Raw genomic sequence first — 18,857 nt, 5'->3', positions numbered from 1 at the left:
CCTTTAGCGCTGGAACGGGTAAACCGATCCCAGCTGCAGGATTGACGATAATGCATCCAGCGCCTCGCGCCCTTCACGCAGCAGCTGCGGGTCAACCAGGTCAGCCTGCGTTAACCGATCGCGATAGTAGCGATCCACCCAGTCGTTCAGGGTGTTAAACAGCGTCTCATTCATCATCACTGCCGGGTTAACGGCCTGCATTTCGTCTGGCGTAAGTACCACGCGCAGGCGCAGACAGGCAGGACCACCGCCGTTGGCCATACTTTCACGCAGGTCAAACACGCGCAGCTCGTCAATTGGGTTATCGGCCTTCACCAGTTCACTCAGATAGCGCCACACGCCCTGATGCTCCCGGGACTCCTGCGGCAGCACCAGCATCATGCTGCCATCGTCACGGCTCAGCAGCTGGCTGTTGAACAGATAGGTTTCGACCGCGTCCTGCACGCTGACCGCCTGCGTTGGCACCTGAACAGGCATAAAGCCGGGCACGCGTTCGCGCAGCGTGGCGAGCAGCCTCTCCTGCTGGGCAAAGGCCTGCTCATGGCAGAACAGCACCTGGCGGTTGGAGACGGCGATCACGTCGTTGTGGAACACGCCCTGGTCGATCACGTGCGGGTTCTGTTGGGCAAAAACCACCTGTGACGGATTAACCTGGTTCAGGCGCGCAACCGCCTGGCTGGCTGCCAGCGTCTGACGCGCAGGATAACGGGTTGGCGCGGTGTGGCCTCCCTCTTCCCGCCCGTAGATAAACAGCTGCACGGCAGGATCGCCGTAATCGCCCCCCAGACGGTTATGGTTGGCCGCGCCTTCGTCGCCAAACATCGCCACCTGCGGCAGGGCCTGATGCACCTCAAAATGGGCGTCATGCTTGAAAATGGCGCGCAGTACGCGCTCGGTGGTCTCCGCTTCGGTGGCGCGGTGAAATTTGTTATTCAGGTTCGCCACCGTCAGATGAACTTTGCCATCCAGCGTGTCGGCTGACGGCGCGACGGTCGCGGCGTTTGCCACCCACATAGAGGAGGCAGAGCTTGCGGCGGAGAGCAGGTGTGGTGTCTGCGTACCCGCTTTTTCAACCACCTGCTCATCGCTACCGGTGAAACCGAGCTGACGTAATACCGCCACGTTCGGGCGTTCCTGCGGCGGGATCACCGCCTGCGGGAAACCGGCATCCGCCAGCGCTTTCATCTTCAGCAGCCCCTGCTTCGCCGCCAGCTTCGGGTTAGAGACCTGAAAGCGGTGCTTCGTCGAGGCTTCATTACCAAAGGAGAGACCGGCATAGTGGTGCGTCAGCCCCACCAGCCCGTCAAAGTTGACTTCACGCGCTTTCATGGCCTTCTCCCTTCGTAAAATCGAGCCCCGGATTAAGCGTCTCCGGCAGCGTCAGCGCCGGGGTTTCCAGGCTCGCCATCGGCCACGCGCAGTAATCGGCGGCATACCACGCGCTGGCGCGATGGTTGCCCGACGCGCCCACGCCGCCGAACGGCGCGGTGCTCGCGGCCCCGGTCAGCGGTTTATTCCAGTTCACAATCCCGGCGCGTGCTTCCAGCAGCAGTTGTTCAAACTTCTCGCGATGCGGCGATATCAGCCCGCTCGACAGGCCGTAGCGGGTGTTATTCGCCATCGCAATAGCCGCATCAAAATCGTCATAACGCCAGACGCACAGCAGCGGGCCAAAGACCTCTTCATCCGGCACGTTGCTCGCACCGCTCATCTCAACGATGCCCGGCGTCAACAGGGACGTCCCCGGCTGAACCTGCTTTGGCTCCAGCAGGGTTTTCGCCCCGCGCGCAACGTGATCCTGCCAGGCTTTAAGCACGTTCAGCGCGGCCTGTTCGGAGATCAGCCCGCCGATAAACGGCTGCGGGTCGGCATCCCACGCGCCAGGCACCAGACGCGCGCTCACCTCCACCAGACGCTTCAGGAAGGCATCCCCCTGCGCGCCGCGCTTGACCAGCAGGCGGCGAGCACAGGTGCAGCGCTGTCCGGCGGTAATAAAGGCGGACTGGATCGTCAGGTGCACCGCAGCGTCGATATCATCAGGATCTTCCACAATCAGCGGGTTGTTGCCGCCCATCTCCAGCGCCAGAATTTTCTCCGGCTGCCCTGCCAGCTGGCGGTGCAGCTGATAGCCCGTTCCGGCGCTGCCGGTAAACAGCAGGCCGTCGATATCGTTCAGCGCGCTCAGCGCCTGACCGGTTTCACGTCCGCCCTGCACCAGGTTCAGCACGCCCGGCGGCAGTCCGGCCTGCTCCCACAGCTTCACCACCGCCTCGCCAGTAAATGGCGTTAGCTCACTCGGTTTGAAGATGACGGTATTGCCCGCCAGCAGCGCGGGCACAATGTGACCGTTCGGCAGGTGTCCCGGGAAATTGTACGGGCCAAACACCGCCAGCACGCCGTGCGGGCGGTGGCGCAGCGTGGCCGAGCCGTCCGGCATGTCGGTATGCTGCTCGCCGGTACGGACGTGGTACGCCTTGACCGAAATAGCGATCTTATTGATCATCGCCGTCACTTCAGTGGCCGCTTCCCAGCGCGGTTTGCTGGTTTCGGACGCGATGATGCGCGTCAGCCCGGCCTTGTTCGCCTCCAGCAGCCCGGCAAATTTTTCAACAATCGCCTGGCGCTCGGCGAAAGGCCGTTTTGCCCATGCCGGAAACGCGCGGCGCGCGGCCTGGCAGGCTTGTTCTACCTGCGCAGCGCTGGCGTCATTCCCCTTCCACAGAATTTCTTTCCCTACCGGGTTGGTTTTTGTGCGCTGTTCGCCTTCGCCCGTTACCCAGTCACCGTTAATCCATAATGTCATGCTGTTTTCTCCTCAGGGCAGAGACGCACCAGGCGAACCGTATCGCCGGCGTTACATTTCAGGGCATCCAGTTCTGCAGCCGTCAGCACCAGACGTTCACATTTCGGGTTGGTACGCACCAGCATGGCGCGGAAGTTGGCGTAATTTTCGTTGGCCACCAGGCATGCCGGCCAGTCACCCGGCGCGGGCTGGCCTTCAGCGACCTCAACCAGCCGGCTTTTGCGGATCGCGCGCACGCGGTCGATATCGCATTCAAGCGTTGGCCCGCCGTCAAAGATGTCGACATAGTTACGGTAGCGGAAGCCCTCTTTCTCCAGCACCGCGCGGGCGGGCGCCGTTTGCGGATGGACTTCACCGATCACCGCCTGCGCTTCAGGCGTTAAGAAATGGGTATAGATAGGATGTTTAGGCATCAGTTCGGCGATAAACGCTTTCTGGCCGGTGCCGCAGAGATAGTCCGCCCGGCTGAACTCCATCGAGAAGAAGCGCTCGCCCAGGCTCTCCCAGAAAGGAGAGTAGCCTTTGTCGTCGATCACGCCGCGCATCTCTGCCACCACTTTTTCGTTAAAGCGATCGCGGAAGGCGGCCATAAACATAAAGCGCGATTTGGAGAGCAGATAGCCGTTGCCCTCTTTGCGCCACGCCGGGTCGAGGAACAGCGTGCAGAGCTCGCTGGCACCCGTGTGGTCATTACAGAGAAACAGCGTGGGCAGCGCGTTATAGACGTTCAGCTCTTTCGAGGCGTGAACCATGGTGCCGACGCGGTAGTTGTACCACGGGTCGTTAAGCCCGACGGCCACTTCGATGGCGCAGATCCCGGCTACGGTCCCCGTATCGGTGTCTTCCAGCACGAACACGTAACCCTGTTCGCTTTTTGGCAACGTCCCCTGCCAGGTTTGCAGGGCGCGCTCAATGCGCGCCGACAGCGTTTTTTCATCGGCAGGAAGCGAGGTCAGCCCGCCTCCCGTCTTACCGGCAAGCTGCATGAGCCCGGCAATATCGCCGCGCTCAACGGGACGGATGACCATCATGATGACACCCCGGATTTCACCTTCTCACACGCCAGCGCAAAACGGCCCAGACCGGTTTGCACCTCTTCCTCGCTGACGATCAGCGCAGGCGCAAAACGCACCACATTGGCACCGGCAATCAGCACCATCACGCCCGCTTTTGCCCCTTCCTGTGAAATAAGTTTAGCTTTTCCGGCAAACTCAGCGGTGAGCTCGCAGCCGATCAACAGCCCCAGGCCGCGAATTTCTTTAAACAGGCCAAGCTTGCCGTTGATGGCGTTCAGGCGCTCAACGAACCAGTCGTGACGCTGCTTAACGCCCTTCAGCACCTCAGGGGTGTTAATGATGTCGAGAACCTGCCCGGCGACGGCGGTCGCCAGCGGGTTGCCGCCGTAGGTCGTGCCGTGGGTGCCGACGGTCATCACGCTGGCAAATTTATCGGTGGTCAGCATCGCCCCGATAGGGAAGCCGCCGCCCAAAGCTTTCGCGGTGGAGAGTACGTCCGGCGTGACGCCGTAGTGCATATAGGCATACAGCTCGCCGGTGCGGCCCACGCCGGTCTGCACTTCGTCGAAAATCAGGACCGCGTCGTGACGGTCGCACAGCTCGCGCAGCCCCTGCAGGAAGGCCTTTTGCGCCGGAAGCACACCGCCCTCGCCCTGCATCGGCTCGACGATCACCGCGCAGGTGGTATCGTTAATCAGCTCGCTGGCGGACTGCAGATCGTTATAGATACCGTGGCGAATATCCGGTGGCAGCGGAGCGAAATCCTGTGAATAAGAAGGCTGCCCGCCCGCGCTCACGGTAAAGAGCGTGCGCCCGTGGAAGGCATTTTTAAACGCCACAATCCCGCTCTTGTGCGTCCCAAACTTGTCGTGGGCATATTTGCGCGCCAGCTTCAACGCCGCTTCGTTGGCCTCTGCCCCGGAGTTACAGAAAAAGACTTTTTCGGCGAAAGTCGCGTCAATCAGCTTTTTCGCCAGGCGCAGCGCGGGTTCGTTGGTGAAGCCGTTGCCGGTATGCCAGAACTTCGCCGCCTGGTCATTCAGCGCCTGACGCAGCGCCGGGTGCGCATGACCCAGCGCGTTGACCGCAATCCCACCTGCAAAGTCGATATACTCTTTACCCTGCTGATCCCACAGGCGCGAGCCTTCCCCACGAACCGGAATAAAAGCCGCCGGAGCGTAAACCGGCATCATCCATTCATCGAAATTTTCACGCGTAATTGACAGAGACATAGCGACCTCATCCGGTAAATAAAAGGTTATTTGAATGTTAAATAATTGAGTGTTTGCACTGTGAATGTAGATTGCAGCCTTTGTGCCAGCCAGCGATAAAAATGCATAAACGGGTTGGGGTAACAGAATATCAAGAGGTTACGATATGGAGTTATTCACTGTTAATGCATAAAAAGTGAATATTTTTACGGCAAGCGGCGCTTTGCCGCATGAAAATCAGAAAGAGTATGCAGAGGCCAAATATAATTCTGGAATTGTGATCGCTCGCGAAATTTATCGGCCATTTACGCCCTGTTTGAGGGCGAAGCGGGTCAGAATGGTGCAAATATTGCACCACCGGCATTATCTGTCGCAGTTATTGGTCGAACCCGGTAACAGTTGACGCAAATTCTGCTACCATCCATGCACTATTCACCTTGCACTGGCAGCGACTATGAAATTTGTCTCTTTTAATATCAACGGCCTGCGCGCCCGCCCTCATCAGCTGGAAGCCATTGTTGAGCAACATCAGCCAGATGTGATCGGCCTGCAGGAGACCAAGGTTCACGACGACATGTTCCCCCTCGAAGAGGTGGCGAAACTCGGCTACAACGTCTTTTATCACGGTCAGAAAGGTCACTATGGCGTCGCGCTGCTCACCAAAGATACGCCGGTCTCCGTGCGCCGCGGCTTCCCCGGCGACGGTGAAGAAGCCCAGCGTCGCATCATCATGGCGGAAGTGCCCTCCGCGCTCGGGAATATTACGGTCATTAACGGCTATTTCCCGCAGGGTGAGAGCCGCGATCACGAGACAAAATTCCCGGCCAAAGCGAAGTTTTATCAGGATCTGCAGAACTACCTGACGACCGAACTGAAAAAAGAGAACCCGGTGCTGATCATGGGCGACATGAACATCAGCCCGACGGATCTGGATATCGGCATCGGCGAAGAGAACCGCAAGCGCTGGCTGCGCACCGGCAAATGCTCCTTCCTGCCGGAAGAGCGCGAGTGGATGGAGCGCCTGCTGGGCTGGGGACTCGTGGATACCTTCCGTAATGCCAACCCGGAAACGCAGGACCGCTTCTCCTGGTTTGACTACCGCTCTAAGGGCTTTGACGACAACCGTGGCCTGCGTATCGATCTGCTGCTGGCCAGCACGCCGCTGGCGGAGCGCTGCATTGAAACCGGGATCGACTACGACATCCGCAGCATGGAAAAACCGTCTGACCACGCGCCGGTATGGGCTAAATTCAAGCTGTAATCACGCGTGAACATGCGAAAAACACTCTTCCTGTGCGCCCTTCTGGGCGCATTTATTTTGACATATTTCTTTCTTCCGCCCGGCACGCTCTCTCTGGCCGGAATTAAAACGCATCAGCAGGCATTACTCTCCCATGTTGAACACGCGCCGCTACGGAGCGCGCTGATCTTTTTTGCGCTGTACGTGGCGGTTTCCGCTCTGTCGATCCCCGGTGCGGCGATCCTGACCCTGCTGGGCGGGGCGCTTTTTGCTCTGTGGGAAGGCACCGTGCTGGTCTCATTTGCCTCCACGCTCGGGGCCACGCTGGCCATGCTCGCCAGCCGGTATCTGCTGCGCGACTGGGTTCAGCGGCGGTTTGCCCGACAGATGGCAACGGTAAATGCGGGCATGGCGCGCGACGGCGCGGGCTATCTTTTTGCCCTGCGCCTGATGCCGCTGTTCCCGTTTTTCCTGGTGAATTTACTGATGGGACTGACCCGCATCACGGTGCGGCGCTACTGGTGGGTCAGCCAGGTCGCCATGCTGCCCGCGACGGTTATCTTTCTGAACGCCGGGCGCGAGCTGGGGAAAGTAACATCACCACGCGATATTTTGTCGCCGGGGATAGCATTCGCCTTTACACTACTGGGGTTATTACCGCTGGCCACGCGCTGGCTCTTTTCCCGTTACACCTCTTCGTTTAAAAAGTGAGGCATTATGCGCCGTGTGCGTTTTTGCGCGTTCCTGACCGGTCTGCTGCTGGCAGCCCCCCTCTGTGCCGCCGACGGCTGGCACGCTATTCAACAGCAGGCCAAAGGCCAGACCGTCTGGTTTAACGCCTGGGGCGGCGATCCGGCGGTCAACCGCTACCTTGAGTGGGTCAGCGGTGAGATGCAAACGCACTATGCCATTACCCTCAAAATCGTCCCGTTGGCGGATGCCGCCGATGCGGTCAAACGTATTCAGACGGAAGCTGCCGCAGGGCGTAAGACCAACGGCTCCGTCGATCTGATGTGGGTGAACGGCGAAAACTTCCGCACGTTAAAAGTGGCGAACCTGCTGCAAACCGGATGGGCGCAGAGTCTGCCCAACTGGCGTTATGTCGATACCCGTAAACCCGTCACGGAAGATTTTGCTATTCCCACAGACGGGGCGGAGTCGCCGTGGGGCGGCGCACAGCTGACCTTTATCGCCCGCAAAGCCAGTATGCCGACGCCGCCGGAGGATCCTCAGGCGCTGCTGGCTTACGCGCAGCAGCATCCGGGCAAGGTCAGCTATCCTCGCCCGCCCGATTTCACCGGCACGGCCTTTCTGGAGCAGCTACTGCTGACGCTCACGGCTCATCCCGAGGCGTTACAAAAAGCGCCTGATGATACGTTTGCCCAGGTTACGGCGCCGCTCTGGGCCTACCTCGATAAACTGCACCCGCTGCTGTGGCGCGAAGGAAAAGATTTCCCTCCCTCACCCGCCCGGATGGATACCCTGCTCGCCAGCGGCAGTCTGAACCTGTCGCTGACCTTTAACCCGGCCCATGCGCAGCAGAAAGTGGCGAGCGGCGAACTGCCTGCCGACAGCTACAGTTTTGGTTTTCGCGACGGGATGCTCGGCAACGTTCATTTTGTGGCTATTCCGGCCAACGCCAGCGCGAGCGCAGGCGCGAAAGTGGTCGCCAATTTCCTGCTGTCGCCGCAGGCGCAAATCCGTAAGGCTGACCCGGCAGTCTGGGGAGATCCGAGCGTGCTGGATGCGAAAACGCTGCCCGAAGGTGACGCGAAGCAACTGCAGGCCCATACGCCGCAGGGGCTACCGAAAATGCTCCCGGAGCCGCAGTCCGCCTGGGTGAACGCGTTGGAGCAGGAATGGCTGCGTCGTTACGGCACCCGTTAAGCTGGTTTGTCTGGCTGGCGATGGCGGTGATTTATCTGCCGATCCTGCCCGCTGGCACCATGCTGTTCGCGCCCGCGTTTTCCGTGACGAACTGGCAGCGGCTGCTGAACGATCCGCAGCTACCGCAGGCAGCCATCGCTACACTGGTCTCAACGCTTATCGCCACGCTGGGGGCATTGTTTATCGCCCTTTTCCTCGTGGCCCTCTTCTGGCCCGGCAAACGCTGGCGGCGGCTCAGTACGCGTCTGCCGTGGCTGCTGGCCGTCCCTCACGTGGCCTTCGCCACCAGCGCATTACTGCTGTTTGCCGAGGGCGGACTGTTTTATCAGATCTGCACCGTCTGTTCACCGCCGTTTGACCGCTACGGCGCCGGGCTGGGCCTGACGCTTGCGGTCAAAGAGAGCGCGTTTGTGCTGTGGGCCATTTACGCCGTGCTGCCGGAAAAACGGCTCGCGCAGCAGAAGATCGTCCTGCAAACCTTCGGCTACGGGCGTTTTCAGACGCTAAGCTGGCTGATCCTGCCAGCGATTGCGCCTGCCCTCGGCGCGGTGATGCTGGCGGTGCTGGCGTGGTCGCTGTCGGTTGTGGACGTGGCGATCGTTCTCGGGCCCGGCAACCCGCCTACACTGGCCGTGCTGGCCTGGCAGTGGCTGAGCCAGGGCGACGCGCATCAGCAGGCAAAAGGGACGCTGCTGTGCCTGCTTCTCCTTCTTCTGCTGGCCGTGCTTGCCGCGCTGGGGTACGGCCTGTGGAAGGTCTGGCGTCGCGCGATTCCGGACCAGACAGGTACGCGGCGCAGGTCGCATCTCGTGCTGCCTGAACGCGCATTCGGCGGATTTCTGCCCGCATGTGGCATCCTGTGCGCCGCAGTGCTGCTCATGCTGGCGCAGCGGGACGACGTGGGTCCCGTGGGGACCAGCCTCTCCTTCGGTCTGCTTTCGAGCCTGATCGCCCTGATTGTCAGCGTTCTCTGGCTGGAATGGGGGCCGCAGCGCGGCGCTGCGTGGGTGTGGATCCCCCTCGCCCTTCCGGCACTGCCGCTCGTCACCGGGCAGTATACGATTGCGCTGCATCTGCGGCTCGACGGGCATTATGCCGCCGTGCTCTGGAGCCATCTGCTGTGGGTGTTACCCTGGATGCTGCTGGTGCTGCAACCCGCCTGGCGGCGGATCGATCCCCGGCTTATCCTTACCGCCAGAACGCTCGGCTGGCGACGAGCTAAAATTTTCTGCCTGCTGAAATGCCCTCTGCTGGTACGCCCTGCGCTGCTGGCCTTTGCCACCGGCTTTTCCGTCAGCATGGCGCAATACATGCCGACGCTCTGGCTGGGCGCGGGGCGTTTCACCACGCTGACCAGCGAGACCGTAGCGCTCAGCAGCGGAGGCAGCATCCCGGTTCTCGCGAATCGGGCGCTGGGTTTACTGCTGGTCACGGGCGTCGTATTCGGTTTTGCTGCGCTGTTATCCCGGCTCGCGAGCCGATTCCGTCAAGGATTACGTTAATGCTGAAGGTAAGCAATCTCACCATCGAACCGCTTTTCCGCGAGGTTAATTTTTGCGTTCCACGCGGGGAGATCGTCACTCTGATGGGGCCGTCCGGCAGCGGCAAATCAACCCTCTTTGCCTGGATGGTCGGCGCACTGTCAGGTGATTTTCAGGCGCGGGGCGAACTGTGGCTCGACGAACGCCGCTGCGACGGTTTGCCCGTCGAATCCCGCGGTCTGGGGATTCTTTTTCAGGACGCGCTGCTGTTTGACCCGTTCAGCGTTGGGCAAAATCTGCTGCTGGCCTTGCCTGAGCGGATCGCGGGACGCGGGCGTCGGGAAGCGGTCGAGCAGGCGCTGGATTCCGCCGGGCTGAGCGGTCATTACGCCAGCGATCCGGCCACGCTTTCCGGCGGAGAGCGCGCCCGGGTTAGCCTGCTGCGCGCCCTGCTTGCCGAGCCGCAGGCGTTGTTGCTGGACGAACCGTTTAGCCGCCTCGATAAAGCGTTACGCACGTCGTTCCGGGCATGGGTATTTGACGCCGTCCGCGCACGCAATATTCCGGTGGTGCTGGTCACCCATGACGAGGACGATATTCCACCCGGCGGCGAGGTGATGGAGATCTCTCGCTGGCAATAATGTGCTAACGCAATGTTTTCCGTTTCGGGAGAGACGACAATGCCCCCCTCTTTTACTGACGTCAGGTTATTCGATGAAACGTGTTTCTCAACTGACCGCGCTGGCCCTGATCTGCGGCCTCGCCTCTTTTTCCTCTCAGGCTGCTGATATGGCCAACGCGATGACGCTGTCTCAGCTTCAGGCGCAGCATGGCGCGGCAATCGACACCCGCCCCAGCGCGTTCTACAACGGCTGGCCGCAAACGCTCAGCGGCCCCTCCGGGCACGAACCCGCCGCGCTCAACCTGGCTGCCACCTGGCTGGACGCGATGAGCGACGAGCAGATTGCACTCTGGGCCAGACAGCATCAGCTTACGCCTGCGACGGCCATCGCGCTGTACGGCGACGAGAGCGATAGCCTTGCGGTGAAAGCCCGCCTGGAGAAAGCCGGATTCCAGCATGTTTCGCTTCTCAGCGATGCCCTGCAGGTGCCGGACCGCCTTCAGCGCCTGGCGCACTTTGAACAGCTGGTCTACCCGCAGTGGATCCACCAGCTCCAGCAGGGCAAACCGGTGACCGCCGCGCCGACGGGCGAATGGAAAGTCATAGAAGCGGCCTGGGGCGCGCCGAAGTTTTACCTGCTAAACCACATTCCCGGCGCGGGCTACATCGACACCAACGAGGTGGAAAGCGAGCCGCTGTGGAATAAGGTCTCCGACGAAAAGCTGAAAGCGATGCTTGCGAAGCACGGGATCCGCCACGACACCACCGTCATTCTGTATGGGCGCGACGTTTACGCCGCCGCGCGCGTGGCGCAGATTATGCTCTACGCGGGGGTAAAGGATGTCCGTATTCTCGATGGCGGCTGGAAGGCATGGTCAGCAGCCAACCTGCCGGTTGAACGCGGTATGCCCGGGGAGGTGAAACCTGCCCCTGATTTTGGCGCGCCGATCCCCGGCCAGCCGCAGCTGATGGTGGATATGGAGCAGGCACGTGGGATGCTGCACCGTCAGGATGCCTCCCTGGTCAGCATTCGTTCGTGGCCGGAGTTTATCGGCGAAACCAGCGGCTACAGCTATATCAAGCCAAAAGGTGAAATAGCCGGTGCGCGCTGGGGTCACGCGGGCAGCGATGCCACGCATATGGAAGACTTCCATAACCCGGATGGCACCATGCGCAGCGCTGATGACATCGCCGCCCAGTGGAAAAACTGGAAAATCCTGCCGGAACAGCAGGTCGCGTTTTACTGCGGCACCGGCTGGCGGGCGTCCGAAGCCTTTATGTACGCCCGGGCGATGGGCTGGAAGCACGTCGCCGTCTATGACGGCGGCTGGTATGAATGGAGCAGCCACCCGCAGAACCCGGTCACCACTGGTGAGCGCGGGCCTGAAAGCGCTCTCTAAGAGATGAGTGACTTCAGCGTCACGTAGCCGCTCCAGACGCGCGTTGTGGTGGTCAGCCAGCACAGCGCGCCAAATACCCATGCGAACCACGTAAAGTGCGCCGGAAACAGGCAGCACAGCACGAACAGCGCGATGGTCTCCGTCCCTTCCGTTAACCCACCGATGTAATAAAACGACTTGTGCGCATAGCCGGGGTTGTCGATGTCGTGCTTCGCGGCCAGCGCCGCAAACGCCAGAAAGCTGCTGCCGGTACCGATAAACGCGAATAACAGCCAGGCGGCCGCCAGAGCATTCTCGGCCGGTGCAGCCAGCGCAAAGCCAAACGGCACCAGGGCATAGAACAGAAAATCGAGGGCGATATCGAGAAACCCTCCCGCATCCGTCAGCCCTCTCCGACGCGCCAGCGCGCCGTCCAGGCCATCCAGCAGGCGGTTCAGTACGATAGCGGCCAGCGCCGCCGGGTACCAGCCGAGGGCCAGGAACGGCAGCGCCAGCAGGCCGATGGCAAACCCGGCAAGCGTTACTCCGTCGGGCGTCACGCCCGGCTTATCCAGCACGGAAGCCAGACGATTCAGCGCGGGCTTTACCCGCGGGTGGAGGTGACGGTCAAGCATCAGGCTTCCCCTTAAACGTGGCGCACAGCCCCTGCGCCGGAACATCGAGGGCGGCGTTAAAGCGGGCGGAGAGATTCTGAAAGGCAATGAGGGCCGTCATCTCGGTAATAGCGTCGTCAGTAAAGTGGCATTTCAATTGTGCTTTGACGGCGTCGTCCACCCGGGGCGGCGTGGCGGTGACCGCCTCCGCATAGGCCAGCGCCGCGCGCTCCTGTTCGCTGAACAAGTCAGAATCAGGCCAGCCGCTCACGGCCAAAACTTTATCCAGCGCGCCGCAGCGCTCGGCCAGGCGCAGGCTGTTGGCGTCAACACAGAAAGCACAGTGGCACAGCTGCGATACCCGCGTCATAAGCAGCGAGCGCATCACGGGCGTCAGGCGCGCTTTTCTCCGTTCCAGAAAACCGACGAACAGTGCGACCAGCCAGAACAGACGCGGCATGCGTCCCCACCAGCGCGTGGGATTAAGCACCGCGCCAAAGTGTTTTCGCTGCATCGCGGCAATGGGTTTAACGCTTGCCGGAAGGGTTGGGATGGGATCTACCCAGGTGGACGTCTCTTTCACCTGATACTCCTGATAGCTGGACTCTTTGAAAGGGCACGATAATATGGCGTTTTTCGCTATCAAGTATTGACGACCATGCTAAAAACAGTCGATGTCGTTGCGGCCATCATCGAAAAAGACGGCAACATTTTACTGGCGCAGCGTCCTGCTCACGCCGACCAGCCGGGTATGTGGGAATTTGCAGGCGGGAAAGTCGAAGCCGGAGAAACCCAGCCAGAGGCGCTTATCCGCGAGCTGCGCGAGGAGTTGGGTATTGAGGCGCAGCCTGCGCAATACGTGGCAAGCCACCAGCGGGAAGTCTCGCAGCGGTTGATCAACCTGCACGCCTGGCACGTTCCGACCTTTTGCGGAGAGCTCACGGCGCACTACCACAGCGCGCTGGTGTGGTGTACGCCGGAAGAGGCGTTCGGCTACAGCTTAGCCCCGGCAGACATTCCGCTGCTGGAGGCGTTTATTCTTTTACGCGACGCCAGACCAGCGGATTCGTGCTGATGGTACGCTCATCGCGCTGGCACTGCAGCAGCACGCCATCCGCCTTCACGACGGCCCCTTCAGAATAGTTTTGATCCTGGTAGATGCAGCACTGGTTACACGGCTGCGCGCGCTGGCCGCTGGAGCTAAACACCTCCGGCGGCACATTCACTTCCACATCCGGGCGAATGCGGTCAGCCTGCGCGCCAGCGGTTAACATCAACAATAACGCGGCCATCACGTAACGGTTCATAGACTTCTCTTCCTGTTATGTCCTGATAATGACTATAACGGTAAATCGGACAGAATCTTTAATTTCGCGCACCATCGCTTTTTGTTATGACTCAACCCGCGTCATTAATTTCTTTTTCAGCATGAATTTCTGCTTGCTTCACAAAGCGGTACGGGTGGTATAGTCAAAAAAACAACACAAATCGCATTAGCCATAATCAGAAATTATTATAAGAGGTTCTTATATCTATGGATCAGACACGCTCTCTGGAAAGTTTCCTTGCCCATGTTCAGCAGCGCGACCCGCACCAAAGCGAGTTTGCGCAGGCCGTTCGTGAAGTGATGACCACCCTCTGGCCCTTCCTTGAGGAAAACCCGCGCTATCGTCAACTGTCGCTGCTGGAACGCCTGGTTGAGCCAGAACGCGTGATCCAGTTCCGCGTGACCTGGGTTGACGATCGCAACCAGGTGCAGGTTAACCGCGCGTGGCGCGTGCAGTTTAACTCGGCCATCGGCCCGTTTAAGGGCGGCATGCGTTTTCATCCGTCCGTGAACCTGTCGATTCTGAAATTCCTCGGCTTCGAGCAGACCTTTAAAAACGCCCTCACCACGCTCCCGATGGGCGGCGGTAAAGGCGGCAGTGATTTCGACCCGAAAGGCAAAAGCGAAGGCGAAGTGATGCGTTTCTGTCAGGCGCTGATGACCGAACTCTATCGCCATCTTGGCCCGGACACCGACGTACCGGCGGGTGATATCGGCGTGGGAGCCCGCGAAGTGGGCTTTATGGCCGGAATGATGAAAAAACTCTCCAACAACAGCGCCTGCGTCTTTACCGGCAAAGGATTATCGTTTGGCGGCAGCCTGATCCGCCCGGAGGCGACCGGCTACGGCCTGGTTTACTTCACCGAGGCGATGCTCAAGCGCCACGGCTTAGGTTTTGAAGGGATGCGCGTGGCGGTCTCCGGCTCCGGTAACGTAGCGCAGTACGCTATCGAAAAAGCAATGCAGTTTGGTGCCCGCGTAGTGACGGCCTCAGACTCAAAAGGCACGGTGGTGGATGAAGCGGGTTTTACGGCGGAGAAACTGGCGCGCCTGTGCGAAATCAAAGCCAGCCGCGACGGCCGTCTTGCGGATTATGCCGCGGAGTTTGGCCTGACGTATCTGGAAGGCAAACAGCCGTGGGGCGTGCCGGTGGATATCGCCCTGCCGTGCGCCACGCAAAACGAACTGGACGTGGAGGCCGCGCGCACGTTGATTAGCAACGGCGTAAAAGCGGTGGCCGAAGGGGCGAATATGCCGACCACCATCGAAGCGACCGATCTTTTCCTGGAAGCGGGCGTGCTGTTTGCGCCGGGCAAGGCCGCCAACGCAGGCGGCGTGGCGACCTCCGGCCTGGAGATGGCGCAAAACGCGGCGCGGCTCGGCTGGAAGGCGGAGAAAGTGGACGCGCGCCTGCACCACATCATGCTGGATATTCACCATGCCTGCGTCGAGTACGGCGGCGAGGCGTCACAGACCAACTATGTGCGCGGCGCCAACATCGCCGGGTTCGTGAAGGTGGCGGATGCGATGATTGGGCAGGGTGTGATTTAAGTTATATCGTGCGGCCGGGTGCCCTCACCCCGGCCCTCTCCCCGTGGGAGAGGGAGAAAACCGTGTGTCAGGCCGCGCTCTTTTTCTTTTTAAACGGTTTCTTCGCCCCGCCACCGGGTGCGACCATACCCCGGAACCGCTTCACCGGCGTGCTGCGCGCCTGGTCGATCAGCTGGTAAAGCGTCCCCACCAGCGGCTGCATAAAGTCCTGATAGCGGCACTGCTTTTCGCTGATCTGCGTCAGCACCGATTCCCAGTGCGCGGTCATGTCCGGCCTTGCGGCCAGCTCCGGCAGGGAGTGGATTAGCGCCCGGCCCGGTTCCGTTGAGTGGATGTAGCGGCCCTTTTTCTCCAGGAAACCGCGCTTAAACAACAGTTCGATAATCCCTGCACGTGTTGCCTCAGTGCCCAGACCGTCGGTGGCGCGCAGGATCTTCTTCAGATCTTTATCCTGAACAAAGCGGGCGATCCCGGTCATGGCGGACAGCAGCGTCGCGTCGGTGAAATGGCGCGGCGGCTGGGTCTGGCGTTCAACCACTTCGCCCTTCTCGCACAGCAGTTCGTCATCCTTAGCGACTACCGGCAGCGGCGTGCCGTCGTTTTCTTCGTCACGCTCTTTGTTGCCAAGGAGCGTGCGCCAGCCCGCTTCCGCGAGGAAACGGGCTTTAGCGACAAACTTGCCTTTGGCGATCTCAAGCTCAATGACGCACTTGCGGAACACCGCGTCCGGGCAGAACTGCATCAGATACTGTCGCGCGATCAGGTTGTAGACCTTCGCTTCGTTGTCGGTCAGGTTGACGCTGCTGGCGCGTGCCGTCGGGATAATCGCGTGGTGGGCATCGACTTTTTTGTCGTCCCAGCAGCGATTATGGGTCTCCGGATCAACAACGGGCTGCGGGAGCAGATCCGGCGCGTGGACGCTAATGGCGTTCATCACTGAATGGCGACCCGCAAAATGCTCTTCCGGCAGATAGCGGCTATCTGAACGCGGATAGGTGATCAGCTTGTGGGTTTCGTAAAGCTTCTGGCAGATATCCAGCACGTTCTGCGCACTCAAGCCAAACTTTTTTGCCGCCTCTATCTGCAGTGCAGAAAGCGAAAACGGCAGCGGCGCGGGTTCTGATTCCCGTTTATCGTTATAGCTGGTGACGATAGCGGGCTGGCCGGTGATACGGTTAACCACGTGCTCCGCCAGCGGACGATGGAGCAGACGACCCTCTTCATCCTGGTACGACTCGCAGGCGTCGCTCGGCTGCCAGACGGCCGTGAAGCGCTCGTCTTTAGGGGTAACGATATGCGCTTTCACTTCAAAGAAATCTTTGGCGACGAAGTTCTCGATCTCTTCATCACGGCGTACCACCAGCCCCAGCACCGGCGTCTGCACGCGGCCCACGGAGAGTACGCCCTGATAGCCCGCATTACGCCCGAGAATGGTGTAAGCGCGGGTCATGTTGATGCCGTACAGCCAGTCGGCGCGGGCGCGCGCTAAAGCCGAGACGCACAGCGGAATAAACTCGCTGTTGGAACGCAGGCGCGAGATCGCCCGCTCAACGGCCTGCGGGTTGAGATCGTTGATCAGACAGCGCTGCACCTGCTGACGCTTTTCGGGTGCCAGCTCCAGGTAGTCCAGCACTTCATCCACCAGCAGCTGCCCTTCCCTGTCCGGGTCACCCGCGTGGACCACTTCCGTCGCCTCATGAAGAAAACGTTTAATGACGTTGAGCTGTTTGGTGACGGACGGACGAGGCTGAAGACGCCACTTTTCCGGCACAATCGGCAGGTCGTTGAGGTTCCAGCGGGCGTAGCGGCTGTCGTAGACATCCGGCTGCGCCTGCTCAAGCAGGTGGCCGATACACCAGGTGACCACCTGCCCGTTACCGCATTCGATAAAGCCGTCGCCTTTGCGATGCGGTTTAGGCAGCACATCGGCGATGGCACGGGCCAGACTCGGCTTTTCGGCAATAAACAACCGCATCGAATTAACGGATCTCAATCATCGGTCGGCCGCCGCGCGCGGTGACCAGCTCGCCGATCGCCGTCAGGGTGATACCAAACTCGGCGGCGGTCGCCTGAACCTCGGCTTCGGATTCCGGCGTGACCGCCAGCAGCAGGCCGCCAGAGGTTTGCGGATCGCACAGCAGGTTGCGCCACGCTTCAGGCATCTCGCCCATCAGGTGACCGTAGCTGGCAAAGTTGCGCTGGGTACCGCCCGGGACCGCGCCCTGCGCAATGTACTCTTCCACGCCCGGCAGCTTCGGCACGTCCTGATACCAGACCTGCGCCTGCACGCCCGCCCCCTGACACACTTCAGAGAGGTGCCCCAGCAGGCCAAAACCGGTAACGTCGGTCATCGCCTTCACGCCGTCGATATTGGCGAACGCCGCACCGGCGAGGTTCATCTGGCACATCACTTCCGTTGCCAGACCGATATGTTCTGGTTTCAGCAGGGATTTTTTCTCGGCGGTGGTGAGTACGCCAATGCCCAGCGGTTTGGTGAGGAACAGTTTGCAGCCCGCCTGCGCAGTGCTGTTGCGCTTCACGCGCTCGGTCGGCACCACGCCGGTGACGGCCAGGCCGAAGATCGGCTCCGGCGCATCAATCGAGTGGCCGCCAGCCAGCGCAATCCCCGCCTGCTGGCAGGCGAAACGCCCGCCATCAATCACCTCACGGGCGATTTCTGGTGGAAGGGTGTTGATCGGCCAGCCCAGAATGGCAATCGCCATGATCGGCTTACCGCCCATGGCAAAGATATCGCTGATGGCGTTGGTGGCCGCGATGCGCCCGAAGTCGAACGGGTTGTCGACAATCGGCATAAAGAAGTCAGTGGTGCTGATAATGCTGGTGCCGTTACCTAAGTCATAAACCGCCGCATCGTCACGCGTTTCGTTGCCGACAAGCAGGTTCGGGTCGACAAACTTCGCCTGTTCACTGTGCAGGATGGTCTCCAGCACTTTCGGGGAAATTTTACAACCGCAACCGGCTCCGTGGCTGTACTGCGTTAAACGAATGGTTTGCTCGCTCATGGACGTCTCCTGTCATCTCAATCGCGCTATGGTAGCGCTCATTCCATAAAGAGGTAAGTATGACTGTCTGAATTCTGCGGCGGATGCTCAGAATCCAGACAGTTTAGCGCGTGTAATTAAAAACGGCTGACGAAAGGCGTGGTGTCCGGCACGCTGATGGTGCTGGAGGCTTTAAGCTGCGGGGTGCCGAGGTAGAGGAAGCCGACAATTTTATCGTGTTCACCACAGGAGAACCCTGCCCGCACGGCGGCGCTCTCGGTCAGCGGCCCGGTGCGCCAGATACCGTTAAAGCCCTGCGCGACGGCGGCCATCTGCATCGCCATTACCGCGCAACCGGCAGACATTTCCTGCTCCCAGACCGGCACCTTATGGTCGGCCTGGCATTTCGCCACGACAGCGATAATCATCGGGGCGCGGAACGGGGCGTTACGCGCCTTGTCGATACCTTTCTCATCCTGCCCTGCGGCAACTGCGCCCTGCTCCAGCAGTTGGCTGAAGCGTTCGCGGCCTTCGCCTTCAATCACAAAGAAGTGCCACGGCTGCAAAGTGCCATGATCCGGCGCACGCATGCCGGCACGCAGAATGTTTTCCAGCTGCTCGCCCGCAGGCGCAGGTTCGGCCAGACGTGACGCGCTACGACGGTTAACAAGCAGTTCAAGTGCATCCATTGGTTAACTCCTTTCTTGAAATTTACTCACAAAAT

The 18,857-nt window shown here is 60.4% G+C and carries 18 protein-coding genes; 8 read left to right on the top strand and 10 right to left on the bottom strand.

The window, feature by feature from the left end:
- Positions 1 to 3: 3 nt before the first annotated feature.
- The 4 genes from astB to astC are packed head-to-tail and all read right to left on the bottom strand — an operon-like array spanning position 4 to position 5,051.
- Positions 4 to 1,329 carry an N-succinylarginine dihydrolase gene (astB, locus tag MX657_RS09665; protein ID WP_346808266.1) on the bottom strand — a complete coding sequence of 442 codons (1,326 nt, stop codon included), beginning with the start codon at positions 1,327 to 1,329 and terminating at the stop codon, positions 4 to 6.
- Complete coding sequence (gene astD, locus MX657_RS09660) at positions 1,316 to 2,803, bottom strand: succinylglutamate-semialdehyde dehydrogenase (protein ID WP_346808265.1); 1,488 nt, start codon at positions 2,801 to 2,803, stop codon at positions 1,316 to 1,318. The genes astB and astD overlap by 14 nt, the downstream gene beginning before the upstream one ends.
- A complete protein-coding gene (astA, locus tag MX657_RS09655; protein ID WP_080327409.1) occupies positions 2,800 to 3,834 on the bottom strand; it encodes an arginine N-succinyltransferase in 1,035 nt (344 codons plus the stop codon). The genes astD and astA overlap by 4 nt, the downstream gene beginning before the upstream one ends.
- Positions 3,831 to 5,051: a succinylornithine/acetylornithine transaminase gene (gene astC / locus MX657_RS09650; protein ID WP_346808263.1), complete on the bottom strand. Its 1,221-nt coding sequence runs from the start codon at positions 5,049 to 5,051 to the stop codon at positions 3,831 to 3,833. Before astC ends, astA begins: the two co-directional genes overlap by 4 nt.
- 433 nt (positions 5,052 to 5,484) lie before the next feature.
- On the opposite strand from astC, the gene xthA reads away from it, so the two are divergent.
- The 6 genes from xthA (at position 5,485) to MX657_RS09620 (ending at position 11,660) form a co-directional block, all read left to right on the top strand.
- On the top strand, positions 5,485 to 6,291 hold the full coding sequence (gene xthA, locus MX657_RS09645; RefSeq protein ID WP_032644863.1) for an exodeoxyribonuclease III: 807 nt from the start codon (positions 5,485 to 5,487) through the stop codon (positions 6,289 to 6,291).
- Positions 6,292 to 6,297: 6 nt separating this feature from the next.
- Positions 6,298 to 6,981 (top strand): TVP38/TMEM64 family protein, encoded by a 684-nt coding sequence (locus tag MX657_RS09640; RefSeq protein WP_346808261.1) that lies wholly within the window; start codon positions 6,298 to 6,300, stop codon positions 6,979 to 6,981.
- 15 nt (positions 6,982 to 6,996) lie between these two features.
- Entirely contained in the window at positions 6,997 to 8,157 is a 1,161-nt protein-coding gene (locus tag MX657_RS09635) for an ABC transporter substrate-binding protein (RefSeq protein WP_429844919.1), read from the top strand.
- Positions 8,130 to 9,659: a thiamine ABC transporter permease gene (locus MX657_RS09630; RefSeq protein WP_346808257.1), complete on the top strand. Its 1,530-nt coding sequence runs from the start codon at positions 8,130 to 8,132 to the stop codon at positions 9,657 to 9,659. The genes MX657_RS09635 and MX657_RS09630 overlap by 28 nt, the downstream gene beginning before the upstream one ends.
- Complete coding sequence (locus MX657_RS09625) at positions 9,659 to 10,279, top strand: ATP-binding cassette domain-containing protein (RefSeq protein WP_333016101.1); 621 nt, start codon at positions 9,659 to 9,661, stop codon at positions 10,277 to 10,279. Before MX657_RS09630 ends, MX657_RS09625 begins: the two co-directional genes overlap by 1 nt.
- 73 nt (positions 10,280 to 10,352) lie before the next feature.
- Positions 10,353 to 11,660 (top strand): rhodanese-like domain-containing protein, encoded by a 1,308-nt coding sequence (locus MX657_RS09620; protein WP_119914804.1) that lies wholly within the window; start codon positions 10,353 to 10,355, stop codon positions 11,658 to 11,660.
- Here the strand turns inward: MX657_RS09620 and MX657_RS09615 are convergent.
- Together MX657_RS09615 and MX657_RS09610 are read right to left on the bottom strand one after the other, a co-directional pair.
- Positions 11,657 to 12,274 (bottom strand): CDP-alcohol phosphatidyltransferase family protein, encoded by a 618-nt coding sequence (locus MX657_RS09615; protein WP_333016105.1) that lies wholly within the window; start codon positions 12,272 to 12,274, stop codon positions 11,657 to 11,659. The two genes, MX657_RS09620 and MX657_RS09615, sit on opposite strands and share 4 nt — an antisense overlap.
- The gene (locus MX657_RS09610; RefSeq protein ID WP_080327417.1) at positions 12,267 to 12,836 is read right to left on the bottom strand and encodes a carboxymuconolactone decarboxylase family protein; all 570 of its coding nucleotides are present in this window, start codon (positions 12,834 to 12,836) and stop codon (positions 12,267 to 12,269) included. Before MX657_RS09610 ends, MX657_RS09615 begins: the two co-directional genes overlap by 8 nt.
- 75 nt (positions 12,837 to 12,911) lie before the next feature.
- Here MX657_RS09610 and MX657_RS09605 point away from each other — a divergent pair, with 75 nt between their 5' ends.
- Entirely contained in the window at positions 12,912 to 13,328 is a 417-nt protein-coding gene (locus MX657_RS09605; RefSeq protein WP_119914806.1) for a pyrimidine (deoxy)nucleoside triphosphate diphosphatase, read from the top strand.
- Here the strand turns inward: MX657_RS09605 and MX657_RS09600 are convergent.
- Positions 13,288 to 13,560 carry a YnjH family protein gene (locus MX657_RS09600; protein ID WP_080327419.1) on the bottom strand — a complete coding sequence of 91 codons (273 nt, stop codon included), beginning with the start codon at positions 13,558 to 13,560 and terminating at the stop codon, positions 13,288 to 13,290. The two genes, MX657_RS09605 and MX657_RS09600, sit on opposite strands and share 41 nt — an antisense overlap.
- Positions 13,561 to 13,787: 227 nt before the next feature.
- On the opposite strand from MX657_RS09600, the gene gdhA reads away from it, so the two are divergent.
- Entirely contained in the window at positions 13,788 to 15,131 is a 1,344-nt protein-coding gene (gene gdhA, locus MX657_RS09595; RefSeq protein WP_080327420.1) for an NADP-specific glutamate dehydrogenase, read from the top strand.
- 67 nt (positions 15,132 to 15,198) lie between these two features.
- On the opposite strand, the gene MX657_RS09590 is transcribed toward gdhA, so the two are convergent.
- The 3 genes from MX657_RS09590 to MX657_RS09580 form a co-directional block, all read right to left on the bottom strand.
- Positions 15,199 to 17,106, bottom strand: a complete 1,908-nt coding sequence (locus tag MX657_RS09590) for a DNA topoisomerase III (RefSeq protein ID WP_217479756.1) — start codon at positions 17,104 to 17,106, stop codon at positions 15,199 to 15,201.
- 4 nt (positions 17,107 to 17,110) lie between these two features.
- Entirely contained in the window at positions 17,111 to 18,154 is a 1,044-nt protein-coding gene (gene selD, locus MX657_RS09585; RefSeq protein WP_252001418.1) for a selenide, water dikinase SelD, read from the bottom strand.
- 116 nt (positions 18,155 to 18,270) lie between these two features.
- The gene (locus MX657_RS09580) at positions 18,271 to 18,822 is read right to left on the bottom strand and encodes an NAD(P)H nitroreductase (RefSeq protein WP_217479758.1); all 552 of its coding nucleotides are present in this window, start codon (positions 18,820 to 18,822) and stop codon (positions 18,271 to 18,273) included.
- Between the last annotated feature and the right edge of the window lie 35 nt (positions 18,823 to 18,857).

The sequence above is a fragment of the Enterobacter chuandaensis genome (assembly GCF_039718975.1).
GTDB lineage: Bacteria > Pseudomonadota > Gammaproteobacteria > Enterobacterales > Enterobacteriaceae > Enterobacter > Enterobacter chuandaensis.
Note: the sequence above shows the minus strand (reverse complement) of the source record. Positions and strands in the feature narration are given on the sequence as shown.

Excerpts from the sequence above, each read along its gene's own strand:
- MX657_RS09630 (WP_346808257.1), top strand. The coding sequence starts at position 8,130 with ATGGCTGCGTCGTTACGGCACCCGTTAAGCTGGTTTGTCTGGCTGGCG.
- astC (WP_346808263.1), bottom strand. The coding sequence starts at position 5,051 with ATGTCTCTGTCAATTACGCGTGAAAATTTCGATGAATGGATGATGCCG.
- MX657_RS09615 (WP_333016105.1), bottom strand. The coding sequence starts at position 12,274 with ATGCTTGACCGTCACCTCCACCCGCGGGTAAAGCCCGCGCTGAATCGT.
- MX657_RS09600 (WP_080327419.1), bottom strand. The coding sequence starts at position 13,560 with ATGAACCGTTACGTGATGGCCGCGTTATTGTTGATGTTAACCGCTGGC.
- MX657_RS09590 (WP_217479756.1), bottom strand. The coding sequence starts at position 17,106 with ATGCGGTTGTTTATTGCCGAAAAGCCGAGTCTGGCCCGTGCCATCGCC.
- astB (WP_346808266.1), bottom strand. The coding sequence starts at position 1,329 with ATGAAAGCGCGTGAAGTCAACTTTGACGGGCTGGTGGGGCTGACGCAC.
- gdhA (WP_080327420.1), top strand. The coding sequence starts at position 13,788 with ATGGATCAGACACGCTCTCTGGAAAGTTTCCTTGCCCATGTTCAGCAG.
- MX657_RS09580 (WP_217479758.1), bottom strand. The coding sequence starts at position 18,822 with ATGGATGCACTTGAACTGCTTGTTAACCGTCGTAGCGCGTCACGTCTG.
- MX657_RS09620 (WP_119914804.1), top strand. The coding sequence starts at position 10,353 with ATGAAACGTGTTTCTCAACTGACCGCGCTGGCCCTGATCTGCGGCCTC.
- astD (WP_346808265.1), bottom strand. The coding sequence starts at position 2,803 with ATGACATTATGGATTAACGGTGACTGGGTAACGGGCGAAGGCGAACAG.
- MX657_RS09605 (WP_119914806.1), top strand. The coding sequence starts at position 12,912 with ATGCTAAAAACAGTCGATGTCGTTGCGGCCATCATCGAAAAAGACGGC.
- MX657_RS09625 (WP_333016101.1), top strand. The coding sequence starts at position 9,659 with ATGCTGAAGGTAAGCAATCTCACCATCGAACCGCTTTTCCGCGAGGTT.
- xthA (WP_032644863.1), top strand. The coding sequence starts at position 5,485 with ATGAAATTTGTCTCTTTTAATATCAACGGCCTGCGCGCCCGCCCTCAT.
- selD (WP_252001418.1), bottom strand. The coding sequence starts at position 18,154 with ATGAGCGAGCAAACCATTCGTTTAACGCAGTACAGCCACGGAGCCGGT.
- astA (WP_080327409.1), bottom strand. The coding sequence starts at position 3,834 with ATGATGGTCATCCGTCCCGTTGAGCGCGGCGATATTGCCGGGCTCATG.